Source organism: Acetobacter orientalis (assembly GCF_000963965.1).
In the GTDB taxonomy this organism is placed as follows: Bacteria; Pseudomonadota; Alphaproteobacteria; order Acetobacterales; family Acetobacteraceae; genus Acetobacter; species Acetobacter orientalis.
Map to the genome: position 1 here is coordinate 1 of NZ_BAMX01000006.1, position 24,556 is coordinate 24,556.

General features: G+C 53.7%; 20 protein-coding genes and 1 riboswitch. Of the genes, 6 read left to right on the forward strand and 14 right to left on the reverse strand.

Features of this window, described 5'->3' with window-relative positions:
- Positions 1–44 precede the first annotated feature (44 nt).
- The 8 genes from Abor_RS01700 to Abor_RS01735 form a co-directional block, all read right to left on the reverse strand.
- Positions 45–1,172 (reverse strand): MFS transporter, encoded by a 1,128-nt coding sequence (locus tag Abor_RS01700; protein WP_048840112.1) that lies wholly within the window; start codon positions 1,170–1,172, stop codon positions 45–47.
- A 316-nt stretch (positions 1,173–1,488) separates the two neighbouring features.
- Positions 1,489–2,751 carry an NAD(P)/FAD-dependent oxidoreductase gene (locus tag Abor_RS01705; RefSeq protein ID WP_048840113.1) on the reverse strand — a complete coding sequence of 421 codons (1,263 nt, stop codon included), beginning with the start codon at positions 2,749–2,751 and terminating at the stop codon, positions 1,489–1,491.
- Positions 2,752–2,853: 102 nt separating this feature from the next.
- Positions 2,854–3,093 (reverse strand): DUF3297 family protein, encoded by a 240-nt coding sequence (locus Abor_RS01710; protein ID WP_048840283.1) that lies wholly within the window; start codon positions 3,091–3,093, stop codon positions 2,854–2,856.
- Positions 3,094–3,238: 145 nt separating this feature from the next.
- On the reverse strand, positions 3,239–6,577 hold the full coding sequence (locus tag Abor_RS01715) for an efflux RND transporter permease subunit (RefSeq protein ID WP_048840114.1): 3,339 nt from the start codon (positions 6,575–6,577) through the stop codon (positions 3,239–3,241).
- A gap of 186 nt (positions 6,578–6,763) precedes the next feature.
- Positions 6,764–7,588: a hypothetical protein gene (locus tag Abor_RS01720; RefSeq protein WP_052946337.1), complete on the reverse strand. Its 825-nt coding sequence runs from the start codon at positions 7,586–7,588 to the stop codon at positions 6,764–6,766.
- Between the two features lie 111 nt (positions 7,589–7,699).
- Entirely contained in the window at positions 7,700–8,662 is a 963-nt protein-coding gene (locus Abor_RS01725) for an HlyD family secretion protein (RefSeq protein WP_048840115.1), read from the reverse strand.
- Between the two features lie 15 nt (positions 8,663–8,677).
- Positions 8,678–8,884 (reverse strand): DUF1656 domain-containing protein, encoded by a 207-nt coding sequence (locus tag Abor_RS01730; RefSeq protein WP_048840116.1) that lies wholly within the window; start codon positions 8,882–8,884, stop codon positions 8,678–8,680.
- Positions 8,884–10,968: an FUSC family protein gene (locus tag Abor_RS01735; RefSeq protein WP_048840117.1), complete on the reverse strand. Its 2,085-nt coding sequence runs from the start codon at positions 10,966–10,968 to the stop codon at positions 8,884–8,886. The genes Abor_RS01730 and Abor_RS01735 overlap by 1 nt, the downstream gene beginning before the upstream one ends.
- A gap of 299 nt (positions 10,969–11,267) precedes the next feature.
- Between Abor_RS01735 and Abor_RS01740 the strand changes: the two genes are divergently transcribed.
- On the forward strand, positions 11,268–12,416 hold the full coding sequence (locus Abor_RS01740) for a metallophosphoesterase family protein (RefSeq protein ID WP_048840118.1): 1,149 nt from the start codon (positions 11,268–11,270) through the stop codon (positions 12,414–12,416).
- Positions 12,413–15,100 (forward strand): AAA family ATPase, encoded by a 2,688-nt coding sequence (locus Abor_RS01745; RefSeq protein ID WP_048840119.1) that lies wholly within the window; start codon positions 12,413–12,415, stop codon positions 15,098–15,100. Before Abor_RS01740 ends, Abor_RS01745 begins: the two co-directional genes overlap by 4 nt.
- Here the strand turns inward: Abor_RS01745 and Abor_RS01750 are convergent.
- The gene (locus Abor_RS01750; RefSeq protein ID WP_048840285.1) at positions 15,084–16,544 is read right to left on the reverse strand and encodes a carbohydrate porin; all 1,461 of its coding nucleotides are present in this window, start codon (positions 16,542–16,544) and stop codon (positions 15,084–15,086) included. The genes Abor_RS01745 and Abor_RS01750 overlap by 17 nt on opposite strands.
- 192 nt (positions 16,545–16,736) lie before the next feature.
- On the opposite strand from Abor_RS01750, the gene moaB reads away from it, so the two are divergent.
- The 3 genes from moaB (at position 16,737) to Abor_RS01765 (ending at position 18,599) form a co-directional block, all read left to right on the forward strand.
- Positions 16,737–17,291, forward strand: coding sequence for a molybdenum cofactor biosynthesis protein B (gene moaB, locus Abor_RS01755; RefSeq protein WP_048840120.1), 555 nt, complete (start codon positions 16,737–16,739; stop codon positions 17,289–17,291).
- Positions 17,284–17,868 carry a DJ-1/PfpI family protein gene (locus Abor_RS01760; RefSeq protein WP_048840121.1) on the forward strand — a complete coding sequence of 195 codons (585 nt, stop codon included), beginning with the start codon at positions 17,284–17,286 and terminating at the stop codon, positions 17,866–17,868. The genes moaB and Abor_RS01760 overlap by 8 nt, the downstream gene beginning before the upstream one ends.
- Before the next feature lie 68 nt (positions 17,869–17,936).
- Positions 17,937–18,599: a POTRA domain-containing protein gene (locus tag Abor_RS01765; protein WP_158319711.1), complete on the forward strand. Its 663-nt coding sequence runs from the start codon at positions 17,937–17,939 to the stop codon at positions 18,597–18,599.
- A gap of 140 nt (positions 18,600–18,739) precedes the next feature.
- Here the strand turns inward: Abor_RS01765 and folE are convergent, their stop codons facing one another.
- From folE to metZ, 3 genes are all read right to left on the reverse strand, one after another.
- Positions 18,740–19,354, reverse strand: a complete 615-nt coding sequence (folE, locus tag Abor_RS01770; RefSeq protein WP_048840123.1) for a GTP cyclohydrolase I FolE — start codon at positions 19,352–19,354, stop codon at positions 18,740–18,742.
- Between the two features lie 37 nt (positions 19,355–19,391).
- Entirely contained in the window at positions 19,392–19,865 is a 474-nt protein-coding gene (apaG, locus tag Abor_RS01775; protein ID WP_048840124.1) for a Co2+/Mg2+ efflux protein ApaG, read from the reverse strand.
- 181 nt (positions 19,866–20,046) lie between these two features.
- On the reverse strand, positions 20,047–21,249 hold the full coding sequence (gene metZ / locus Abor_RS01780) for an O-succinylhomoserine sulfhydrylase (protein WP_048840125.1): 1,203 nt from the start codon (positions 21,247–21,249) through the stop codon (positions 20,047–20,049).
- A gap of 115 nt (positions 21,250–21,364) precedes the next feature.
- Positions 21,365–21,444, reverse strand: a riboswitch (SAM riboswitch).
- Between the two features lie 274 nt (positions 21,445–21,718).
- Here metZ and Abor_RS01785 point away from each other — a divergent pair.
- On the forward strand, positions 21,719–22,321 hold the full coding sequence (locus Abor_RS01785; protein WP_048840126.1) for a superoxide dismutase: 603 nt from the start codon (positions 21,719–21,721) through the stop codon (positions 22,319–22,321).
- Between the two features lie 96 nt (positions 22,322–22,417).
- On the opposite strand, the gene Abor_RS01790 is transcribed toward Abor_RS01785, so the two are convergent.
- Complete coding sequence (locus tag Abor_RS01790) at positions 22,418–23,392, reverse strand: bifunctional GNAT family N-acetyltransferase/(deoxy)nucleoside triphosphate pyrophosphohydrolase (RefSeq protein WP_048840127.1); 975 nt, start codon at positions 23,390–23,392, stop codon at positions 22,418–22,420.
- A complete protein-coding gene (locus Abor_RS01795; protein ID WP_048840128.1) occupies positions 23,385–24,488 on the reverse strand; it encodes an aromatic ring-hydroxylating oxygenase subunit alpha in 1,104 nt (367 codons plus the stop codon). Before Abor_RS01795 ends, Abor_RS01790 begins: the two co-directional genes overlap by 8 nt.
- Positions 24,489–24,556 lie beyond the last annotated feature (68 nt).

Below are 24,556 nucleotides of genomic sequence, written 5' to 3' on the forward strand. Positions count from 1 at the left end.
AGCCAATCAGCCAATCAGCCAATCAGCCAATCAGCCAATCAGCCCTAATTGGTTAGGTGTGGTTTGCGGGTTAGAATAACCAAGGCAGCGCAGGCCAGTAGGGTGCCTGTGCCAAGTATGGCTAGTGCGCCACCCGCTGGTAGTACTAGCCCGCCAATTAAAGCGCCTGTGCCAATACCCGCATTAAACCCTGTTACACAAAAAGAGGCTGCGGCCTCGTGTTGGTGGGGGGCAAGTTCAAGCGCGTAGCTTTGTAAGGCAAGGTTCATAAGGGCTGCAATAATGCCCCAGAGCGCTAAAACACCCCATATACCGAGTGTAAATTGTGTTGTGCCAAGTAGCAGCGCAAAGCTTACGAGTAGCCCTAAAAGAGATAGCCCTACGCTACGCCCGGCAGAGCCACTAAGGCGTGCGCCTAACCAGTTACCAATAATACCAGCGCAACCAAAAACGAGCAGCATAAGCGGTATTTGTGCGGCTGTAGCGTGGCTTAAGCTCTGTAACAGCGGCACAATATAGGTATAGGCGGTAAAGTGCGCTGTAACAGCACAGGCTGTAAGCAGCGCAATGTAGCGTAGCACTGGTTGGCCCAGCAGGTGGCGTATATCAATATGCCGCTTAATGCCGGGTAAGGGCGGTAGTAAAACCAAAACTCCGGCCAGCACAGCAACGCCCAAAACCCCGGTAAGAGAAAAGGCAGCTCGCCAGCCCAGCCAGTGCCCAATGGCCGAGGCGAGTGGTATGCCGCCAGCAAAAGCGACCGCCACCCCGGTAAAGGCCATGCCAGTTACGCGGGCAATAGGGAGTTCTGGTGCTAAACGTACTGCCAAGCCAGAGAGAATAGACCAAAACACCCCATGCCCCAGGGCCAGCACAATACGCAGCAGTGCCAGCACGGTGTAAGTGGGGGTCATGGCAGAAAGCAGGTTAATAGCCCCCACTAACGCCATAAGCCCTGCCACTAAAATGCGGCGGTTTATACCAGAGCACACAATGGTAAGGGGTATGGCTGTAAGGGCTACCAGCCACGCATACCCTGTAACCAACAACCCAATTTGCGATGCAGAAACATGTAGGTCTTGTGCAATATCGGTCAGCAACCCAATGGGCAGCAGTTCTGTAACCTGCCAAACAAAAGCCCCTAATGAGAGAATGAGAATACGAAAAATCATGCGTGCCTCCGGCCGTGAGATACTGGGCGAGCAAGGGGGCAATGCAGGGCATAGTAGGCGGAGGGGCTTGTGGGTTTGGTCACGAATATTCTCTGTAAAGGGCAAGAGGGTAAAGAAAGGCAGAGCACCTAAGCAAAGATGCTGGCGGCACAGTGTGGGCTTCCCCCAGCACTGGGGCGGGGGCTACGCGTGTAAAGCCGCAGCAGGAGCAACGCCTGTTTTACAGAAAAGCTGCCTTTTGTGAAAAAAACAAAACCCCCTGCCAAGATGGCAGAGGGTTTGTAAGAAAAACCTAAGCGCTTAAAAAAAGCAGAATTTAGGAGGCTTTAGACCATTCTGGGTGGTGCGGCACGGTAATGTCGCGGCCTTTGAGCATCATGTCCCAATAAACGCGGGGGAAGACCGTTGTTTTAAGGAACCATGCAAAACGGCTAGGTTTGCGTTGGTCGTAGGGGAAGCTGGGGGCTGGTTTGCCACCGTACAGGAACTCGGCCAGTACAATTTTGCCGTAACCCACGGTAAGCGGGCAGGCGCCGTAGCCATCATACGCGCCGGTAAGGGGTTTACCATCAAGCGATGCCAGCAGGTTAGCCGTTACAATAGGGGTTTGTGCCCGTGCGGCGGCCATTGTTTTGGCGTTAGAGGTGCCAATAACGTCACCCAAGCCAAACACAAAGGGGTATTTGGTGTGTTGTAGGGTTGCGGGGTCTACATCTACCCAGCCACCGCCATTGGCCAGAGGGCTTTCTTTAATAAAATCTGGTGCGCTTTGCGGTGGGGTTACGTGCAACATGTCAAAGTCTTTGACCACGTGCTCGGTTTTGCCCTCTGCATTGGTTATGGCAAAGGTCGCTTTACGCTCTGGGCCGTTAACCGCAACAAGGTTGTGTTTGTATTGCAGGTTAATGCCGTAATAATCGACCGCTTCTTGCAAAGCGGGGCGGAAGTAGGCCACACCAAACAGGGCATCACCTGCTAGGCAGAACTCTACATTGGTGCGGAACAATGTGCCGTGCTTGCGCCAGTAGTCAGAGGCCAGATAGGCAATTTTCTGGGGTGCGCCAGCACATTTAATAGGCATGGGGGGCTGGGTAAACAGAGCAGTACCGCCAGCCAAAGACTGAATGCAGGCCCATGTATAGTCCACAGTTTCTTTGGAATAGTTGCTGCACACGCCGTTACGGCCAAGGGTTTCTTTTAGGCCCTCAATTTTGTCCCAATCCAGTTGCAGGCCGGGGCATACAACTAGGCGGTTGTAAGCAACAACGCGGCCATCGGCCAAGGTAAGGGTGTTGTTGTCTGGCTGGAAAGTGCTGGCGGCGGCTCTTATCCATGTGCAACCGGAGGGAATAAGCCCACCTTCTTGCTTAAGGGTGCTTTTTAGGCTCATGGCGCCAGCGCCTACCAGTGTCCAACCGGGTTGGTAGGCGTGGGTGCTTGAAGGCTCAATAAGCGCAACGTCGAGAGAAGGGCGCTCGTGCAGCAAACGTGCGGCAACCGCAATACCGGCAGCACCACCCCCTACAATGACCACGGTGTAGCGTAGGTCTGGTTGTTTGGCTGGTTCTGGCTTGGCCATAGTACGGTCTCCCTTAAAACGTTTCATAGTTAATACGTTACGCTAACATAACCCATCATTTAATGTAATTCATTAAATGATGGGGAGCCTTGCATGGCTGGGTTATTCTTTAACCCAAACTTCAACCGGGCCTTGAAGTTTCATGGTTAAAGGGTTGCCGTGGCGGTCAACTGTTTTGCCAACGGCTAAACGCACCCAGCCTTCGCTAATGCAATATTCTTCAACGTTGGTTTTCTCGACACCTTTAAAGCGCACGCCAATACCGCGTTCGAGCAGTTCTTCGTTGTAAAAAGGGCTGGCCGGGTTAACGGAAAGGCGGTCTGGCAGAGTGCTTTCTGACATGGGTTTGTCCTGTGTTGTTATGTGCTGCATACGGGGTATGCAGCACGGTTTTGTAACGGTCTGGCAAAACTGGCCTGCCAGATGCTGCTGTGTGTCTTAGTGGTTTTTGCCCCAAAACACCATGCTGCCCCAGCTTATGCCAAGCTTATGTATGCGGGGCGGCTTTTAGGCCCAGCAGGCGCGCAAACAGGCGTTTAACCCGTAAGGCCATACGGCCTGCCCAAGCACTGAGCCTATGCATAAATAAATACACGACGGGGGTAGAATAGAGGGTGAGCAACTGGCTGGTAGCCAGCCCGCCAATAACCGCAATACCCAAGGGGCGGCGTAATTCAGCGCCATAACCATGGCCTAGCACCAGCGGCACAGCCCCAAAGGCGGCGGCTAGTGTGGTCATAAGAATGGGCCTAAAGCGGGTTAGGCATGCGGTGTAAATGGCCTCTTGCGGGCTTAGGCCTTGGGTGCGCTCAACGTGCAAGGCAAAATCTATCATCAGAATGGCATTTTTCTTCACAATGCCAATCAGCAAAATAACCCCGATCATGGCAATGAGTGAGAAAGGCTGGCCAAAAACCCAAAGAGTTAAAATGGCACCCACCGCAGCAGAGGGTAGGGTGGACAGGATAGTAAGCGGCTGAATATAGCTTTCGTATAATATACCCAACGTCACATACATGGTGACAAGGGCTGCAACAAAAACCAGCAGTTCGTTCATAAGGTTTTTCTGCATATCTCCGGCTTGGCCGGTAAAGCTGCCATGTAGGCCAATAGGGGTGTGCAGGCTGGCCATAGCGGCCTGAATTTCTGCCGTGGCGTCGTTTAGGGTTTTTTGGGGCGCAAGGTCAAACGATACACTCCCTGCAATAAACCCGTTTTCGTGGCTGACCTCGAGCGGAGTAGGGGCGGTAAACAGGTCTGCCACTGTAGGGAGTGGCACCATTGTTTCTGTAGAAGAAGACACAGCAGACCCGTTAGAAGCCCCAGCCCCATTACCCGCTAAACGGTTTGCAATGGCGTTACGGAAAGACTGCTCGCTTAGTGTCGTCGCGCGAGAGGCACTTGCGGCATCAGGCAGTTTAACCCGCACGGTGTTAGAGGCAATGGCCCCAGAGGCTGTACCACCTGCGGTAGAAACCCAAAGTGTTTTGAGCATTTCTGGGTTTTCTCTGAACCATTTTTCAACCTCCATCACCACATAATAGGTTGTAAGGGGGGTAGAAATGGCAGAGGCGGTACGCTGGCCGTAAGCATCGTATAATGCGTTGCCAATAAGCTGGGGCGTTACCAGATACCGTGCTGCGGTATCGCGCTTAATGCGCACATGCAGCGCTGTGCCATTACTGGAGAGATGGCTGCTTACCCCTACTAAAACCGTGCTTTTGCGCAGGGCTTCGGTTAGGCGGGGCACCCATGTGTAAATATCGTCATCATTATCGCTTTGAAACACGTAGGTGTAGGTGCCTTCGTGCTGGCGTTGGCCGCCGCCATTAATATCGCCTGCGTTAGAGATGCTGGCTGTTAAACCGGGTATGTCTTTTACCCGTGCGCGTACACGGGCCGCAATTTCTTCTGGCGTGCTCGAGCGTTTGGCTTTGTCGGTGAGTTGGGCAAAAACTTGTGCTGTATTGGCTGAATCTTCACCGGCAAAACCCAGTACGGTTTCAATATCCGGGTCGGTTATCATGGCGTCTATCACCTTTTGCGCTTTGGCAGAGGTGGCGGTGAAAGAGCTTGTCTGGTCTGTGCTGAGGTAGCTTTCAAGCAGAGAGATGTCTTCTGCTGGCAATATGGTTTTAGACATGATGATAAGAATGCCAACGGTAGCAAAAAAGCTAAGTGGTAGCGTAGAAAACACCCACCATGGGTGCCGCAGCGCCCACCCGAGAGAGCGGCGGTAGCCGCGTATCATCCACGCCATCCATAGGTCGGTTGCATCTGCCAACATATGGGCCGCACGGACAAGAATATTGCCGTTTTTTTGGGGGGCTTGCGTAGCGCCTTCTGGGTGCACCTCCAGCATATAGGCGCACATCATGGGGGTGAGTGAAATAGAGAGAAAAAACGAGACCGTAACCGCCGTGGTAAGGGTCATGGCAAATTCAAAAAATACTTTGCCCGGCACACCGCCTAACAGCAGCAGCGGTAAGAATACGGCAATAAGCGAAATGGTAATGGAGAGAATGGTAAAGGCAATTTCGCTAGAGCCAAGCAAGGTGGCCTGCATACGCTCCATGCCGCCTTCCATGTGGCGGGCAATGTTTTCAACCACCACAATCGCATCATCGACCACAAAGCCGGTGGCAATGGTCAGTGCCATAAGAGAGAGCGTATCAAGCGAAAAGCCCAACATGTGCATAACGGCCAAAGACCCGGCCAAAGAGATAGGCACCGTAATGGCCGGAATAAGCGTTGAACGCCAGCTCCGTAAAAAAGCCAACACCACCAGCACAACCAGTAATACTGAAATGAGCAGTGTATATTGCGTATCTGCCAACGCCCCACGGATAGACACAGAGCGGTCAGAGACCAGTTTAAAGCTGACATCTGGCGGTAAGGCGTTACTTAAAATTTGTGCCCGTGCGCGAATGGCATCGGTTACTTCAATAACGTTAGCACCCGGCTGTGGGCGAATAATGGTAAGAATAGCCGCCTGTTTGTTGTACCACCCGGCTTTGCGCTCATCTTGTGGGCCGTTCGTAATTTTGGCCACATCGGTTAGGTGTACGGGCCTGCCGTTGCGGTAGCCAATAACCAGCTCGCGGTATTGCTCGGCAGTGCGGGCTTGGTCGTTGGTTTCAAGGGTAAAACGTTGCCCGCCAGATTCAATAAACCCCTTTGGCGTGTTGGCATTGGCAGAGGCCAAGGCCGAGCGTACATCTTCAAACCCAATGCCGTATTTATACAGCAGCATGGGGTTCATTTCTACGCGCACAGCTGGTTGAGACGCCCCCACCAGCTCAACCCAGCCAACCCCTTTAACCCCGGCTAATAAGGGTTTAAGGCGTGTTTCAGCTAGGTCGCGCAGGGCGGTGGTGGTGCGCGTGTCAGACGTCATGGTGGCCAGCATAATGGGGCTGTCAGACGGGTTGGCCTTATAATATTGCGGCGGCATAAGCAGTGTGTGCGGCATATCTTGCCGGGCGGCTTGCAAGGCGGCTTCAACGTCTCGGGCGGCACCGTTAATGTCGCGGCTGTCATCAAAAAACAGCAGAATAAACGCGTCTTTGTCTGTTGAGTCTGAGCGCATACTGCTTAGGCCCGCTATTTGGCCAAGGTGGCGCTCTAGCGGGGTGGTAAGCGAGCTTGCCATTTGTTGGGGCGAACTACCGGGCTGAGAGGCAATAACATAAATAACCGGCACGGAAATATTGGGCAGGTCAGCAACGGGCATGGCCCTGTATGCAAAAACACCAGCCAGCACAAAGGCCAAAGCCATAAGAATGGTGCCGACAGGACGCAGAATAAAAAGCCGGCAGAGAGACAAGCGCTATTTCCTTGCAACAAAAGGGTTTGGTGGGCTGCTCAAGCCCAGTTTTACAGACCAAGTGGTGTTTTAAAAGCAGTATGCTAAGCGGCTAACACGGCGCAGTAAGCCCACACACTGCCCCTTTTGACATAACCCCTTGGTAACGTATGCTGGCTTTATACCAGACCGTTTTAAAACCGTACCTTACCGTTTTTCGGGTATGACCGTAACCCGTGTTGCGTGTTCTGGCGGTGGGGGGGCTGCGGCGTCTGGTATGATTTTGCCGCTACCGTCTCTTTCTGTTGCCAGTGTACCAGAGACTTTATCAACTATAATATTACCGCTGGACTGCACATGAAAAACGCCAACATCTGTTGTGGCATGCACAAGGGCATCTTGCGTGCTGGCAGAGGTAATTTCGAGCGCCTGTAAATGCCCAGACTCTGCGGTAAAGCTGGCCTTACCCCCAAGGTAGAGGGCAATAGCGGGGGCGGTAATGGTTTTAATGGTGACAGGGGCTGCGACCTCAGAGCGAATACGCGCAGAGTCTGCCAAGGTGCGTATGGTAATGGGGCCGGTAGAGGCAGACACAAGCCCTAACTCCCCCGATTTTCCTAACTCAACAGGGGCCGAGCCTGCCTGCACAAAGAGTGTGCCCGTGCGGTCATCTACTACCACGCCAGAGCGGCCAGTATTCTCTATGGTGAGGGGGAGCTCTGGGCGGGTGCTTAAGGTGAGTGGCGGTGCAAGGGGGCTGCTTGCCGTACAGTTTTTTTGGGTTAGGGTAATAATATTATCTTTGCCTATGCTGGTGCTTATGCCCGCTGGCAAAGGTTGGTCTATTTGCACACTGCTGGGTTGGGTGGCGTTGGCTGTAATATGCAGGGTGCTCAGGCAGGGGGCGTTTATAACCAGCCCCTCTCCTTTAAGCGTTGTGGCGGCTTGTACGCTGCCACTTGCCGCAACTACCAGCAGAGCACCATAAGCGAGCAGGCGGGCCGGGCGGGGTAGGCAGAACTCAAAGCGCATAAACAAACTCCCAACACCCCCTATTCACTTCAAACCAGAGGGGTGCGGGTAGAAAAGCAGAATAAAGCCAGCCTTGCAAAGCCCTTGGGCAAGGGCTGCTGTGGCATTGGTTTAAGAGTGCGTGCCGTTGCCCCCGGTGCCGCCCATAAAGGCATCGTGCAGGCGGTCAAACACATCGGTTAAGGTGTCGTGGGCGCGTTTACCTTTGCTGCCAACAATGGTCACGGTGGTGGTCATGCCAGCGGCAAGCTGTGTGCCCGGTGGTATGCTGTCTATATGCACCCTTACCGGAATACGCTGTGCAAGGCGCACCCATGTATAAACCGGGTCTACCGAGGGCAGGCCTTGGGTAGAAGGGGTTGCGTTAGGGGTGGCAATACCGCGTGTAATGCTAACCACATGGCCCCACATGGGGGCTGTATAGCCCATAAGGTCCATACGCACGCGGTCACCTATATGAATGGCGCGTATTTTGGTTTCTTCAAAATACCCATCCACCCAGTAAGATGATGCATCAATAATCTGAATATTGGGTTTGCCCGCCGTAGCAAAGTCACCCACGCGCATAATGAGGTTGTTGACGTAGCCGGTAACCGTGCTGCGTATTTGTGTACGGTCTAGGTTAATTTTGGCTTGAGACAAGGCGGCCATTGCATCGGCATATTCTGCTTTGGCCATGTCTGCCGTGGCTTGGTAAACCTGCTTTTCCTCGCGGGAGGCGGCAACTTCGGTCAGCCGGTTCCGCCGGGATTCCTGCGTGTCTTTTAGCACCATGTCGGCTTGGCGCAGGTTTACTTTGGCGGTTGCGCTTGCCACTGCTACTTTAAAGTCAAACGGGTCTATTTCGTACAACACATCGCCTGCATGTACGAACTGGTTGTCTTTGGCGCGTACAGTAATAATTTGGCCAGAAACACGGGGGGCAATGTCGGCCACCTGCACACGCACCTGTCCATTTCGTGTCCAGGGTGCGGCGGTGTAGTAGTCCCATAAAACCAAGGCAACAACTGCGGCAACGGCAAGGATAATCCCGGTCGTGACAAACTGCAGGGCGCGGCGGGCGCGTTCAAACACGGTCGGACAATCCTCTCACAAAATAATGGTATAAAGGCCGATTAGGCAGACAAGCAGCCCAAACTCAGCCAGTGGCACGTTCCAGATCACGCGGCGTGCGCCTACCTTTGCCAGCAAAGGGTTAAGCACGAGCAGCGTTACAATAGCCAACCCCGCATGCACCACGAAGGAGGACACTAACAGCCCCCCAATATCGAGCACGGGCCTGAGGTCTAGGTTCATTAAAAGGCCCTCCAGCGTTGGTCGGGAATGGGCAGCAGGTCGTACAGATTTATGGCCGAGCGGTTGTGCTCCAGCAGCCTGATAGCCCCAACCATGGAAGAGACAGCGGCCAGCGCTGTGGCCATTTGGCCGTGGGGTAGGTCTGCGCTGTGCTCAAGCAGCAAACGGGCTTTGTGGCGCATGCGGTAAAGGGCTGCATCTATGTTGTAGATAATGGTTGAGCGGTAGGCAGCCTCTGCATCGGCGCGAATGCTGGGTATGGTGGCGGCGCGGAGCAAATGGCGGCGGGCGCGGGCCAGTTCAACATTTAACTCATCTAGGCTGGAAAGGCGGGTAAAAACGCGGGTTTTGGCTTTGTTGGCGGGTAGGTAGCTGTTCCATTCCAGAATACGGCACAGGCGGTCATAATGGCGGCTAATAAGGGCCGAGCCTGCTTGCTCGCCGTGGCCTTCAAACTGTTTGCGCAGGTCGTGCCCAATGGTAATAGCCACCCGAAAACGGCGTTTATTGGCAGAGGGCGGCAGGAGCAGCACCAGCGAGATAAAAATAACAATGGCCGCAAACAGGTAGAGAACGTTGCGGTCAATAAACGCTGATGGCTCGTAATTTTGCTGGTTGGCCACACCCAGAATAACAAAAAAGAAAACGCCTGCATTAAACCCAATTGTTGCTGTTTTGGGGTTCATGAGCAAAAGGCAGGCAGCAAAAACTACCGGAATAATGGCCATAGCCAAAAACGGCATATCTGCCCCTTGCGGGAGCACACCAAAATTAAGCACCGCAGCAACCAGCACCGCCAGTGGCGTACCAATTAACGCCCCCATGCCGTAGCCGCGTGCGTTATAGGTTGTGGCGGCCAGTGTAAGAATAATAGCAACTTGAGACAGAGCCGTGTACGTGGCGGGAATGTCTGAAATAATGCACAGCCCCGCAGCAATGCTAAAGCCTACCAACGTGCGTAACCCCGCCAGAAGGGCTGCAATAACATCGTGATGTTGGTCAATTTTTAGATCGGGCGCGGTTGTGCGGGCACGGCTGCCGTTTTCAAACGCATCTATACCATCAACAGCCCATCGGGCATCAGACAGCAACGCCATAGAGCGTTCAATAAGCCATGCTTCATCTAGGGTGGGGCCTTGAGCTTGCTCGGTTGTATGGGCTTGGCGGGCTAGGTCTTCTAGGTCTGCTACGGCTTGGCGGGGGCTGGCTATGGGCGTGCCATCACCAAAGGCGGTACGAATATGCGTTAAAACCGGGCCAGAGACCTCGCCTTGGCGCAGCACATAGGCAATGGCGCGGCTGCAACTGAGCATTTCAAGCAAGGCCACCATGGCCGAGCGTGCACCAGCCAGCCGAATATGAGCATCTGGTAATTCTGTTTTGGCGTAAGAGACTTGCGTGGTGAGGGCAATAATTTCGCCCGCCAAACCAGCGCAGGCGGCTTCGTCGGGTATACCGTGGCCCGCTATGGCCTCACGGGCAATGCGGCGCACCATATTGGCAGTGCGGTGCAAGTTAGCGGCTAGTTTCTCCCACGCGGTGGGCGAGCCAAAAAAGTCGTTTACCGCAGCGGTGGCGGCAATGCCCACTACAATGTCAGACACGCGGTTAATGGTAACGGTAAAAACGCTTGCTGGGTTGTCTATGCAGCTAATGCCCACAATGGCCACGGTGTAGCCAGACAGCATGGCGGCATAGGCTCTAAAGTCTTTTTCTAGGGTGCCAATAATGGTGCAAAAGGTAAGCCACAGCGCTACCCCACCCAAGAATATGCCACGCTCTTGGTTAAAGCAGGCGGTAAGGAGCAAAGCTACAAACGCGCCAACAAATGTACCCACCAAGCGGTACACCGCTTTAGACAACACTTGCCCACGCAAAGGCTGGGCCAAAATCATGACCGTAACAGCCGACGCGCCGGGTGAGGAAAGCTGGAGCCAAAAGGCAGTGGCCAGTGCCAGCACCACAGAAAGCCATGTGCGCAGGCAGAACAAAAACCAGCCGGGTGGAAACACACCCTGCGGCAAGCGCACGCCTACACCTTTCCAGAAGCCGACAGTTGCTGCGGCTGGGTGTTTGATCGTCATCCTTTCTCCGCCCGTGCCGCCTGTGTGTTGTCTTGCGGTTCAGCAAAAATGCCGAATCCATAAGAGAGTAAGAATCTATTAAAATAAAATATAATGTTCAGCGTGTCGTTTCTGGCGCGTATCTGCCTTGCATATTATGCAAGAGCAAAAAGCCTGTGCCCTGTCTTTATGGCACTATAAGGTGCTTGCTTATGGGGTGTGCCTTATAAAAATGGCACATAAATGGCTGTATCTGCATGGTATTTTTCGCACGAATGTGATGTGCAAGAGTAAGGCACACAGCTAACGGGGCGCTGCGCATGAAGTTTGTTCATACCTCAGACTGGCAAATAGGCCGCACATTTGGGTTTGTGAATGACGAAACCCAAGGTGCTCTACAAGCCCAGCGGGTAGAGGTTGTGCGCCGTATTGGCCACTTGGCCCGCCAACAAGGGGCAAAGCACGTACTGGTAGCGGGTGATATTTACGAGCACGAAACCCCAACCGAGCGCACTTTGTACCAACCCATGGAGCGCATGCGCGAATTTGCAGATGTGCACTGGCACCTTATACCCGGCAACCACGATGCAAACACGCCAGAAGGTGTGTGGGCCCGCCTTGTGCGCGAAGGCGGAGTACCCGCCAATGTGCACCTGCATTGCCAACCCGGCCCGGTACAAATTGATGAAGCCGAGAATGTGTGGCTTTTGCCCGCCGTGCTACAACGCCGCCACGTATTGGCAGACCTAACTGCCTATATGGACACAGCCCCAACACCACCGGGGGCCGTGCGCATTGGGCTTGCGCATGGGTCGGTAGTGAATTTTGGTAACAATGAAGAAGCCCAACATAACCCGCTTGCCATAGATCGTGCTCAAAAAGCTGGTTTGTCTTATTTGGGGTTAGGTGACTGGCACGGTTTTTGTCAGATTAACGAACGCACCTGTTATAGCGGTACGCCAGAAATAGATAATTTTGATATAGGGCGCGGCGGCGGCGGAGAAACCCTTGTTGTAGACATTCAAGGTGCCACGGCACCCCCTCTCATAGAGCGCCACAAAACAGGCCATTATATGTGGCAAAAGCTTGGGGATGTTACCTTAACCAGCGCTGAAGATATTTACGCCCTAGACGCCCGAGTACGCGGTATTGCCCCCGATAACGCAGGGGCTGTGCTCGTGTGGTTAACCGTAAGCGGTATGCTGGGCGTAGAAGACATGGCCCTGTATGAAAGCCTGATAACGCGCAGGCTGCGGGCCGCCGTGGCGTGCCTTAGGCTGTCTGGCACACCACAACTTAACGCTGGGCTAGATGACCTGGACTGCTTTGGCCCCGCAGGGGCTGTGCGGAGGGCAGCAGAAACATTGTTGGCACAAGCGCAAAATGGTGGCGCAGAAGGGGCTGTTGCCACAGAGGCCTTACAACGCCTTTTTCTGTTCTGGAACGAAAGCAAAGGGCAGGCCGCATGATTCTGACAGACCTACAGTTAGAAGGCTTTCGCCGTTTTGGTGCGCCTGTACGGCTTGCTGGCCTTGGCGCAGGGTTAAATGTTTTAGCCGCCCCAAACGAGGCAGGAAAATCTACCCTTTTGCATGCTTTGCGTGCGGCATTAACGCTGCGCCATTCTTCTAAAAGCCAAAATGTAAAAGACTTGGCGAGCTATGGGGGCAGTGCGCCCCATGTGGTGCTGCACTTTACATGGAATGGTATTGAGTGTGCGCTGGAAAAACGTTTTCTCTCTAAAACCTGCACGCGCCTAACCCTAGGCCCAGACCGCTTTGAAGGTGACGAGGCAGAAGAAAAATTACGGAGCCTTTTAGGGTTAGCGCAGGCCACAAAGGGGGATGCCGGGTTATGGCCCGCTTTGCTGGTGGGCCAAGGGGAAAGTTTTAGCCTGCCCGTTTTGAATGAGACGGGGCAAGCCAGCTTGCGGAGTTGCTTAGCGCAAGGAGCCGAAAGCGTAACGGGTGGGGCTGCGGCCTCTAGCGTGTTGGCAAAAGTGCGCGAGCGGTTAGGCACGTTACAAACCGCCAGTACCAACCAGCCCACAGGCCGCTACAAAAAAGCACTAGAGCAAGAGGCCCAAGCACAGGCACAACTGGCAACGCTTGAAGCCCGCAAAGCCTTGTTAGAAGAAGACCTAGCAAGTTTGGAGCAGGCACACCGCACGCTGCGTGAGCAAACAAACCCAGAGCGCCGCGTGCAAGATGAGGGCACTTTGGCCGCGTTACGCGCCGAGCGAGATGCCGTGCAGCAGCTTGAGGGGGAAGAAAAAGTAGCCCGTGCTAACGCGGCTTTTGCTGAAACAACCTGCAATACTTTAGAACAAGACAAACAACGCCGCACAGAAAACAAAGCACACCAAAAAGACTTGCTGCAACAGTGTGCAACCATACAGCAGGCATTAGAAAGCCTTACCCCCCGTGTGCAGGCCGCACAAAAACAGCGCGATGCCGCAGCCCAACGCCGCCAAAACTGCGAACAGGCGCATGAGCAGGCCCGCAAGCAGCGTATGTTTGCCGCACAGCAAGCGGCTTTGTTGCAAAAGCAGCATATTTTGGCCCGTGAGCAAGCGTTGCTGACACGCGCCGAGGGCGCACAGGTACGGTTAGAGCAGGCTCAAGCAACTTTGGCGGCGCTGCCTGTTAACGACGCGCTTATGCAAAGCTTACAAACGGCAGAGCGTACGTGTGTGCAGTATCAGGCCCAGTGCGAGGCACAGGCCCCCAAACTCTCTTTTGCGCTTTTGCCAGATGCCGCCGTTAAGGTAAAAGTGGCCGGTGCGGCATGCCCCCAGCAAGACCTAAGCCTATTGCAGGAAACACAGGTTGAAATTGAGGATATTGGCACTTTTACCATTACGCCTGCACAGCATGATAAAGCCGGTTTATTCGAAAAATGGCAGGCTGCCAAAGCAGCATTGAATACTCTGTTGCAACAGGCAGGGTGCCAAAGCATGGCCGATGCAACAACGCGCTATGCATATTATCGGCAGGCGCAAGAAGCCGTGCTTGAGGCCCGAGCAGCCTTTTTGGCAACCTTGCCAGAAGGCACACCCGCTAAAGGGGGGGCTCAGGCGGTAGAGAATATGCGCAAGCAGGTTGCGCAACTCAGTGCAGATTTAGCGCAAGCCAGCACGCTGTTAGCTGGCCCTTTGCAAGACGCACAGCAACCTGCACCACCAACACCAGAAGCGGCAGCAGAGGTAGAAGAAAAAACGGCATTTGCCGCAGAGGAGGCCCGCCAAATAGAGCGCACAGCCCAAGCAAGTTACGAGGCCATACAGGCCCAGCACCAAAGCATGCAGGCCAGCCTGCGTGAGGTTGAGCAAGCTGTAGCGCAAACCCAGCGAGAGGAAGAGGCAAGCCTAGCCCGCCGACCTGAGGAGACATTAACGGCAGACCTCTTGCAAGCTCGCCAAGCGCTTTTGATCGCTAAAGCAGCGGTTGAACAGTGTGCGCTTAAACGGGCACAGGCCCGCCCGTTGGCTATGCTGGAAAGTAGCATAGAGCGGCATGAGCAAAAGCTGGAAAACGCCCGCAGCAACATTACCCAATTAACCGGAGACATACGCGAGCGAGAAGCCCGTGTCCGTATGGCGGAGGGCGATGGGATAGATGAGCAAATAGCCCAAGCCAGCCGTGTTTTTGAGCGCATACGCCTTGAGCGTGAAGGGTATGAGCGTGAGCGCGCCGCACTGGATTTATTGCAAAAAACATTGAGTGCAGCAGAGCAAGAGCAAACAGAGCGTTATCTGGCCCCTTTGCTGCGCACAATGCAGCCTGCTTTTTCAAGCGTGTTTCCCGGTATCGTGGTTTCGCTTGATACGCAGTTTAAGGTGCCAGAAATTACCCGCAAACAAACAGAAGCCTTTACCTGCCTGTCTGATGGCACGCGCGAGCAAATAGCGGTTTTGGTAAGGTTAGGTTTTGCTGAGCTATTGCATGCTCAACATGGCACCAGCCTGCTAGTGCTTGATGACGCCCTTAGTTTTTCAGATTCACAAAGGCTCGAGCGGGTGTTTGATGTGTTGGCAGAGGCGGCAACCCGTTTCCAGATTTTGGTGCTGACCTGCCATGCAGAGAGTTTTACAGCCCTTGGGGGCAGGCGGTTAAGCCTTACCCCCATAGAAAGCCTTACAGAATTACGTTGAACTGAAGGGCCATAACTGCGGCATCATGAAACGTGGTGGTGCCGCCGGGGCGGTTGATATACTGGAAGTCTGGCTGCAACGTTAAGCCATTGGCAATGTGGGCGTTGTAGAAAACTTCGTAAATATTTTCATGGGTTTGAATGCCCCATGCGGCCCCCCATTGGTTGCTTTGGAAGGGCAGCCCCGCAGCCAGAGAGGCTTCTTGCTGCAACGCAACAGTGCGGCTCATTTTAAGCCACTGGTACATAACGCCAATGCTATCAAGCGGGCGGCCCCATACGGCCCCGGTTTCCAGAAAACCACCCCAGATGTGGTGAGACATGGCGGTGGTTTTGCCGTCTGTCCACATATAGCCTGCATGGGCTATCAGGCCATTTGTTGGGCCTTCGCCGTTACGCATAATCATTTGGTCTGCATGTACCCATGCGCTGGCACGGCCTGCGCGGTAGCGGGCAGGGCGGCCAGATGTTACCCACGGGTTGCCGTTTACGTCTTGGTACAGGTCTGTGTATTTCGAGTTATCGTAGCTGTAACCAGCCTTATAATGGCCAACCAGGTGGTTTTTACCAAACGAGGGCAGCCAGCCCACTTCAACCGGGGTAGAAAACTTACCCAAGCCATCTTGCGCCCACGCCCAACCAGAAATGCCACCATTAAACGAATGGGGAGAGACGGCAAAAAGACCGCTCATAATATAGGTCTGATCTGTTGGCATAACCCTGACAACGGCCCCAAGGTTACCAGATGGCCAGTCTCGGTTGCCTTCGGTGTATTTGTTAGGGGCAGGGTTACCGCATACGGCTACGTTCATATACATGCAGTAGATGGGAGAGGCGGCAAAAAAGCTGCCTACTGGTATCCAGCCAGCGCTCACATCAACATGGTTATTCAGGAACGCTTTTTCGCCATACAGGTAAACAAGGTGGGCAACCACGTTACCGCGGGCCCCATAAATTTGCTGCACGCCGCCAATGGAATCGCCAATATAGTCGGTGCTTAGGTTACGGCCGTGGCCGTTTACCACCATCATGTGGGTCCAAAACCCTTTCATGAGGTTGGTTTGGGTGAGCTTGCCCCAGTCTACGTCTAGTTCAACGCCAACCTGGCCTGCGTTGGTAACACCTTGCCTGCGGCCCCCTTTAAAGTTGCCTGCCAGTTCTTCATGCACGTCGGCCAGAACATGAATGCCGTGGTCAAGCAGCCACGGCTGCGCGCCCCACCAGTCTCCAAAAAAATGGTTGTGGCCGTAGGGGGCAGAAAACAGCGGGCCGGGGTCTTCTACCTGGTTGGCTTCGTTATTGGCTTCTAGGCTGGGCCAAAGGCCTGCGGCACTGTTTCCACCTGCCAAGAGCTGTGCATGGGCCTGAGTAGTAAAGCCCGCAGCCAAAAGGAAAGTGAGAGAGGCAAAGCGCAAAAACGAAGAGTGAGGTAAAGAGTTGGGCATGATTTTTTTGTTATATCTCGCGGTATCAGAGTAACGGCGGGTATGCAGTTCAAGCATTACGGAGGTTAAAACATTTTTATATCATTTAGTTCCCTCTGTTCTCTTTTGATGGTGATTTTATGGAACATCACTGTATTTTCATCCGGTAGTGATGCGACAAAGCATCAGCATTTAAGGTAGTGGAAGCACCCCATGAGCAAGATAGACACAACCCGCCCATTTCTGCCTGTGCGTATTGCCGTTATGACGGTCTCTGACACCCGCACGCTAGAGACCGATACCTCGGGCCAGGCGCTCGTGTCCCGTCTGCAAGGGGTGGGGCACGTGTTGGCAGACAGAGCCATTGTGCCCGACGATGTGGCGCAAATTACAACGCGCCTAAAGGCATGGATAAGCGACCCAACAATAGATGTTGTGATAACCAACGGCGGTACGGGTGTTACAGGTCGAGACGTAACGCCAGAAGCCTTTGATGCCGTGCTTGAAAAGCGCATTGAAGGCTTTGGAGAGCTTTTCCGGATGCTCTCTTACAAGAAAATTGGTACCTCTACAATCCAATCCCGTGCTGTGGCTGGGGTTGCGCAGGGCACGTACCTGTTTGCACTGCCCGGCTCAACCGGTGCGGTAAAAGACGGTTGGGACGATATTTTGGTGTTCCAGCTTGATAGCCGCCACAGACCCTGCAACTTTGTAGAGCTCATGCCACGCCTGCGTGAAGGGCAACCAGAAGGAACACACCATGACTAATACAACCGATGTCAAACTGCTGATGCTGGCAGGCGACTATGTTGAAGATTATGAAATTATGGTGCCGTATCAGGCTCTGTTAATGCTGGGCTATAAAATTGATGTTGTAAGCCCCGGTAAAAAAAGTGGTGATACTGTTATAACAGCTATTCATGACTTTGAAGGCGCACAAACCTACAGCGAAAAGCGCGGCCATAACTTTACGCTTAATGCCGATTTTGATGACATTGATACCGATGATTATATTGGTCTGATTGTACCCGGTGGCCGCGCGCCAGAGCATTTGAGCATGAACCCCCGCGTGCTTGAAATAGTACGTGCCTTTGCAGACCGCCCCCTTGCTGCCATTTGCCATGGCGCGCAGCTTTTGGCTGCGGCTAACATTATTAAGGGGCGCAACGTGTCTGCTTACCCGGCATGTAGGGCAGAAGTTGAACTTGCAGGCGCTACATACGTTGACCTTGCTGTTACTGATGCAGTGACAGATGGTGAATTGGTAACTGCCCCAGCATGGCCCGCCCACCCGGCGTGGCTTGCGCAGTTTTTAAGCGTGCTTGGGGCAACAATCTCTATTTAGTGCGTTGGCATGGCCATTCTGTTGTGCATCATAACCATGTTGTTTCAACAGAATGGAGCCTGTTTTTTATGCGTCATGTTCTCTTTAGCACCATTCTTGGGGTTACCCTTGCTGGGGGCGCTGTAGTAGCACAGGCGCAAACACCACCAACCTCTTTGCCGCCGGGTGATGCCCCAACCCAAGCCCCCGGTAATGCACAGGCTAAGGGGTTACCCCCGCTTGATAAACCGTTAAAAATTACGGGTATTACGCTTAGTGGTAACCAGCGCCTTTCAACGGCGCAGCTTATGGCGGCGGTTCCATTTAAGGTGGGAGAGCACGTCTCTCAGGCGCGTATTACCGCCGGCCTGCAAGATGTTATGAAAGTTTACGCACAGCATAACCTGACTGGCACGGTAAAGCAGGCTCTCGATATTAACGGCGAGAGCGTACATGTGCGCTGGAACATAACCGAGGCAGAGCCAGCACCCACAACCGACCAGCCTTTGGTGGTGGAAAGCATTAATTTTGACGGAAACCTACATGTGGCAACACATGCTTTGCGGGGGGCCTCAAAACTGCAACCCGGCCAAAATGTAACGCCTGCGGCCATGTTGGCAGACGAAAAAGCCATGCAAGCACTTTACGTTAAAAAGAGTATTGGTGTTACAATTGTACCCAGCGTGACACACCCGCATAATGATAACCGGGTTAAAATTACATACCATTTAACGGAAAGATCACCCGATTAAGGGTAAAAAAATAAAGCCTGCTAGTTGGGCTTTAAAAACCGTGTTTAGGCTTAAGCAAAAATTTTAGTCTTTTATGGGTGGTCTGTAAAAAGCACCCAAACCCCGCTCCCTTTTAAAAGGGGCGGGGGGGAGGTGTGTGCTTAAACGCCGCAGGCAGAGGGGCGGTTGAGCATAGCCAAGAGTTCTTGGCGGGTATTTGTGTTTTCACGGAAAACACCCAGCATGGTGCTGGTTACCATAGACACACCGGGGCGGTGTACACCGCGTGTGGTCATGCACTCATGGGCTGATTCAATAATAACAGCCACGCCTTGGGGTTCGAGCACATCGTTAATGGTGTTCGCAATTTGCGCTGTTAGGCGTTCCTGAATTTGCAAACGGCGGGCGTAGGCATCAACCACGCGGGCAAGTTTAGAAATGCCAACAACGCGCTTTTTAGGTAGGTAGGCTACATGCGCCCGCCCAATAATGGGGGCAAGGTGGTGCTCGCAATGGCTTTCAAACCTAATATCGCGCAGCAGCACAATTTCATCATACCCTTCAACTTCAGAGAAGGTGCGCTCTAGCAGGGTATGGGGGTTGGTGTTGTAGCCTTCAAAAAATTCTTCATAGGCGCGTACGACCCGAGATGGGGTGTCATGCAGGCCTTCACGAGCGGGGTTGTCACCTGCCCAGCGTAGCAGGGTGCGTACAGCCTGCTCTGCTTCTGTGCGTGACGGGCGCGGTGTGTTTTCGGGCTGAGAGTCGCTGCTCATGCCGTTCTCCTGCATGTGGCTTGTGCTGGTAAAAAAGTTAGTGAATCTGCCTAATCTGGAACGGACTATCCAGACTGAAAGCAGGAATAGCGATATCAAAACGACGGCCAGAATTGATGTCGCGCATCTGGTAAGACCCACGCATAAAGCCACCAGGGGTGGTTAGCGATACGCCAGAGGTATAATCAAACCCGGCTTGAGGGCGGATAACGGGCTGTTCGCCCACAGCGCCTTCACCATGCACGTACTCGGTACGGCCTTGCCCATCTGTAATATGCCACGTGCGCTCAGAGAGTTGCAGCGTGGCGCTGCCGGCATTTTCTATCCGGATACGGTAAACCCAGCAGTAGATATGCTCATCTGGCTCTGACTGGTCAGGCAGCCAAAAAACCTGAACCAGTACGCGCACGCTTTCTGTCTCTGCCTCATAAGTTGGGACAGACGCAAAAAGTTCGTTCAAAGCGTCTTCTGGGTCATGAGACGTGGGCGGAGTGGCCGACCAGTCAGGCATGGGGCGTATGTGCTCCTGAGTGCTGAGAAAGTGCGGGCGGCAAAAGACGAAAGAAAACGCCTTTTACCCCAAGCACAAGGCAATTGGGCCTTAGCCCCTATCATGAAGTGGCGGGGCAGGAAAGCACTCATGCCCTTTCAGCCCACAAAGCGTGGCAGAAAGGGCACTGAATGGGCAGATCTTAGCTGCGGGGCAGGGCGGCAAGGCCGCGTGCTAGGTCGTCAATAAGGTCTGTGCTGTCTTCTAACCCAACAGAGAAACGAATAGCTCCATCAGAAATACCAAGGCGTGCGCGTTCTTCTGCCCCAATTTTCATGTGGGTAGTAGTGGCAGGGTGGGTCACCAAAGAGCGGGCATCGCCCAGATTGTTAGAAATAGCGATCAGTTGCAGTGCGTTCATGAAAGCAAATGCGCCTTCTTGGCCACCAGCTACTTCAAAAGCAATTAAGCTGCCGCCGCCGGTCATTTGCTTTTGAGCCAGCGCGTATTGTGGGTGGTCTTTGCGGCCGGGGTAACGCACGCTTAGCACGCCGGGGGCCTGTGCCAGATAATCGGCCACGGTTGCGGCGTTACGGGTCATGGCATCTACGCGCAGGGTTAGGGTTTCAAGCCCTTTGAGCATAACCCATGCGTTAAAGGGAGAGAGCGCATTGCCGGTATTGCGGGTAAAGGGCTGGAGTGTTTCGGTAATCCAGTCTTTGGTGCCAAGCACAGCACCGCCTAACACGCGGCCTTGACCGTCAATGTGTTTGGTACAGGAATACACAACCACATCTGCCCCAAGCTCTAATGGTTTTTGATAAACCGGAGAGGCAAAAACGTTATCTACCACCACAATGGCGCCAGCTTTGTGCGCCAAGTCTGAAATGGCACGAATATCGAGCACATCCAGCATCGGGTTTGATGGGCTTTCAAGCAGCACGGCAGAGGTCGGCTTGGACAGTGCCTGTGCCCATGCGTCTAGGTCTGAGCCATCAACAAACACTGTTTCTACGCCGTAGCGCGGCAGCAGGTTGGCAACAATCCAGTGGCAAGAGCCAAAAAGCGCGCGAGAGGCAACAACCCGCTCACCTGCTTTAACATGAGAGAGCAGGGCAGAAGAAACAGCCCCCATGCCGGTTGCTGTGGCAACGCAGGCTTCGGCCCCTTCAAGGTCTGCCAAGCGGCGCTCAAGGGCGGCAACGGTTGGGTTGGAAAAGCGGCTATACTGGTAGTGCTCAACCTCACCTGTAAAGGTTTTGGCAGCTTGTTCGGCATTGTCATACACAAAGCCAGAGGTCAGAAAAACGGCTTCGCTGGTTTCGCCAAATTCTGTGCGTTCAAGGCCGGCATGAAGCTGGCGGGTGGCGGAGCGCCATGTAGAGGGTGTTTTGTTTTCGCTCATTACGCGTATTCCGGTTCTTTCCTGCGCAGCATGGCTAAAGAGAAGCACGGAAAAAGTGGGAGTGTTTCCGCTTCAGTCATACTAGCTCGCCTGACCGTGGAAACCATGGGACAGGGTACACCTGCCCAAAGCCTCTTTAGCGCGCTTGTTTAACCTCGCCGCAAGCCGGCCTTACAAATCACGAGGGGGAGGTGCAAAACTTATAAAGCACCAACCAGCACTGTTTATGAGAACTGCATTCGGGTTCGTCAAGAGTGAAATAGGCAAGGGGCTGCCTTGTGCCTCGTGCAGAGACGGGGGCAGGCTGTCGTACAGGCAGGGGGTAGAATAGTACGATGTGCGCTCGTGCGCTTGAGAGGTTGCCCATGCCTGCTGTGCCATGGGTCTAATATAGCATGTTGAATATAAGAAAGCGGCTGGTATAACCGCAGGCAAGCCATTTTCTGGCTTATTTGGATTGGGGAATCATATGTTTAAACTACCAGAGCTGCCTTACGCACCCGATGCGCTGGCACCTTATATGTCTGCTGAAACACTTGAGTTCCATCATGGCAAACATCATAAAGCCTATGTTGATAAACTGAACGAACTGACAGCCAGCGGCCCTTACAGCGGCCTGTCTTTGGAAGATGTTATTCTGAAGTCTGCTAAAGACCCAGAACAGAAAGTGCTGTTTAACCAAGCTGGCCAGCACTGGAACCATTCTTTCTTCTGGCTGAGCATGAAAGCCAAAGGCGGCGGCGCTATTCCTGCCAAGCTGGAACAGCAACTGATTGCCGATTTTGGCTCTCTTGATGCTTTTAAGGCTGAATTTAAAGCAGCATGCGTTTCTCAGTTTGGGAGCGGGTGGGGCTGGCTGGTGTTTGATGGCAAAAAACTTGCCATTACCAAAACCGCCAATGCAGATACCCCCATGGTGCACGGCCACACCGCCCTGCTAACCTGCGACGTGTGGGAACACGCTTACTATATTGACTACCGTAACGTGCGCCCAAAATACGTTGAAACGTTCCTTGAACACCTGGTTGACTGGGACCGTGTAGCGGCCCTGTACGAACAGGCTGCTGGCTAAAAGCCACAAACGGTAAGCAGAGCGCTTTTATAGCTTTTGCGTACCGTGCTTTAAAAGCCGTGGTGGGGTACTTTGCAGTATCTACCACGGCTTTTTTCATAATGTTTCTTGCAAAAGAGCAATAAAGGGCAGGTCTGCTTCTGGCATGGGGTAGTCGCGCAGGTCTTTAACATGCACCCACGCTAAGGCTTGGCCCTCGCGCCCGGTTGGGGTGCCGCTCCAGCGGCGGCATAAAAACAGGGGCATAAGCAGGTCAAACGTTGTGTAGCTGTGCGAGGCAAAGGTAAACGGGGCCAAACAGCCGCGGGATACGTCTATGCCCAGCTCTTCGTGCAGTTCGCGTATTAAGGCGGCCTCGGCAGATTCACCGGGTTCCATTTTACCGCCCGGAAATTCCCACAGCCCTGCAAGGCTTTTGCCTTCTGGGCGGCGCGCAAGTAAAACACGGCCCTCTGTATCGACGAGGGCGGCGGCTGAAACCAGCACCAGTTTACGGGTGGCGGGTAGAGTTTGGGGCATGTTTATATCTGTGCGGGTCATTTCATAAACAGTAACGGGGTGGTCTGTACCGCGGGCTATAAACATTTGCCGGTCTGTGCCTATGGCTTTAAAGCCTGTGCGCTCCAGCACCGTGGCAGACGCCGCATTATCTTGCGCAACCGTTGCGCGCAGGCGCGTTATATCAAGGTTGGCAAGTGCCCAGTGGGCAAGCCGTGTAGCGGCTTTTGTGGCAATGCCCTGTTTCCAATAGGGGCGGCCTACCCAATAACCCAACATACCCACCCGGCCAATTTGGGGCAGGGTTTCAACACGTAAGCCCACACACCCCATAAAGCGGTTTTGGTTATCTAATATGGCAAAATGGTAGCCTTGCTTGGCCCGGTGCATGGCCAGTGTTGCGGCTATCCAGTCATCAGCTAGGTCTCTCGGGTAGGGAAAGGGCAGGCGGCTGAGCATACGCACCACTTCCCAGTCATTTACTAGGTTATGGAGGGCTGTTGCATCTTCAGGTAAAAGGGGGCGCAGCCTGTAGGGGGCTGCGTCCAGAAATAACGTGGCAATATCAGGCATTTTTGGCGGGTGCAGGCGGTATACCACATTCTGCCAACAGGCCACGCAGCGCATTAATAACCGGGAAAACCTCTACGTTGTGGTCTCCGCCCAGTTCACGCCATGCTTTTTGCTCAAGTTCTACAATTTCGCGGTCTTCAGCAAAAATGCGCTCGGTAAAAGCAACAAGGAAAGGCCATGCCAGCTCAAGCACGCCGGGTACCTTGGGGCGTTTGACCGAAAGAAGGCCAAAGGTACGGTTGGTCAGTTCAGCTTCATCTTGGGGTACATAGACAATCCACAAATCCATAACCGGGTCTTCCTCTCCGGTTTGAATGCGCAGGGTCTGGTAGGGGTATTCCGTCCGGATGGTCATGACATCCCGGTGTTGGAATTTTTCTGAAGAATCGCGGCGTTCGCCAAAAATGAGGGCTTCGCCAATTGGCTGTTTACCGCTGGTGCGGGCAAAGCTGTAGCGGGCTTCTATTAAGCCCGGTTCGCGCTTTTGGCCCAAAAAGCGGGGGCGCATCTGGCCCATTTGCTTCATATGCATGAACTGGTGGTTCATATCCATCAGGTTTTCATGCATGAAACTGTAGTGGCAGCCTACTTCTTGGCCAAAAGAGCGGGTTTTGTAAGCGGGGTCTCCTACACGGGCCAAGCGGGGGGGCAGTGGGGTTGTATCTGCTTTTTCGGGGTCACCGGGGAAAATGAAGATAAGCCCGTCTTGCTCGCGGCAGGGGTAGGTTTTTACGCCGTTGGGCAGTTTGCCTTTGCCAAGGTAGGGCACGTCAATGCAGCGGCCAGAGCGGCCATAGGCCCAGCCATGGTAACAGCACTGCACGGCATGCCCTGTAACCTTACCTTTGCTGAGCGGCACCTGACGGTGGGCGCAGCGGTCTTCTAGGGCAAAGACAGAGCCTTCTTCTGGCCTTACCAAGGCAATGGGGTGTGCTGCATAGCGCGTGCCAATGGTTTTGCCGGGCTTGAGGTCTTTAGACCATGCAACAGGGTACCAGAAATCTGGGTTAGACCGGACGCGCCGCAAATCAACCTTTGGAGCGTTTTCCTCGGGCGAGGGGTGCTGGGCTTTGGTGTCAGTGGGTGTCTGGTCCATTTCGCCTCTGTTACTCTGCCGGAGCATGTGTGCTCTTGGCTGCTATATCATAGATGCGGCTATGCAAC

Coding starts and splice junctions, on each gene's coding strand:
- Abor_RS01705 (WP_048840113.1), bottom strand. CDS start 2,751: ATGGCCAAGCCAGAACCAGCCAAACAACCAGACCTACGCTACACCGTG.
- Abor_RS01735 (WP_048840117.1), bottom strand. CDS start 10,968: ATGACGATCAAACACCCAGCCGCAGCAACTGTCGGCTTCTGGAAAGGT.
- Abor_RS01795 (WP_048840128.1), bottom strand. CDS start 24,488: ATGGACCAGACACCCACTGACACCAAAGCCCAGCACCCCTCGCCCGAG.
- Abor_RS01720 (WP_052946337.1), bottom strand. CDS start 7,588: ATGCGCTTTGAGTTCTGCCTACCCCGCCCGGCCCGCCTGCTCGCTTAT.
- metZ (WP_048840125.1), bottom strand. CDS start 21,249: ATGAGCGAAAACAAAACACCCTCTACATGGCGCTCCGCCACCCGCCAG.
- Abor_RS01710 (WP_048840283.1), bottom strand. CDS start 3,093: ATGTCAGAAAGCACTCTGCCAGACCGCCTTTCCGTTAACCCGGCCAGC.
- Abor_RS01790 (WP_048840127.1), bottom strand. CDS start 23,392: ATGCCTGATATTGCCACGTTATTTCTGGACGCAGCCCCCTACAGGCTG.
- Abor_RS01785 (WP_048840126.1), top strand. CDS start 21,719: ATGTTTAAACTACCAGAGCTGCCTTACGCACCCGATGCGCTGGCACCT.
- moaB (WP_048840120.1), top strand. CDS start 16,737: ATGAGCAAGATAGACACAACCCGCCCATTTCTGCCTGTGCGTATTGCC.
- Abor_RS01745 (WP_048840119.1), top strand. CDS start 12,413: ATGATTCTGACAGACCTACAGTTAGAAGGCTTTCGCCGTTTTGGTGCG.
- Abor_RS01700 (WP_048840112.1), bottom strand. CDS start 1,172: ATGATTTTTCGTATTCTCATTCTCTCATTAGGGGCTTTTGTTTGGCAG.
- Abor_RS01760 (WP_048840121.1), top strand. CDS start 17,284: ATGACTAATACAACCGATGTCAAACTGCTGATGCTGGCAGGCGACTAT.
- Abor_RS01740 (WP_048840118.1), top strand. CDS start 11,268: ATGAAGTTTGTTCATACCTCAGACTGGCAAATAGGCCGCACATTTGGG.
- Abor_RS01765 (WP_158319711.1), top strand. CDS start 17,937: ATGCGTCATGTTCTCTTTAGCACCATTCTTGGGGTTACCCTTGCTGGG.
- folE (WP_048840123.1), bottom strand. CDS start 19,354: ATGAGCAGCGACTCTCAGCCCGAAAACACACCGCGCCCGTCACGCACA.
- Abor_RS01730 (WP_048840116.1), bottom strand. CDS start 8,884: ATGAACCTAGACCTCAGGCCCGTGCTCGATATTGGGGGGCTGTTAGTG.
- Abor_RS01750 (WP_048840285.1), bottom strand. CDS start 16,544: ATGCCCAACTCTTTACCTCACTCTTCGTTTTTGCGCTTTGCCTCTCTC.
- apaG (WP_048840124.1), bottom strand. CDS start 19,865: ATGCCTGACTGGTCGGCCACTCCGCCCACGTCTCATGACCCAGAAGAC.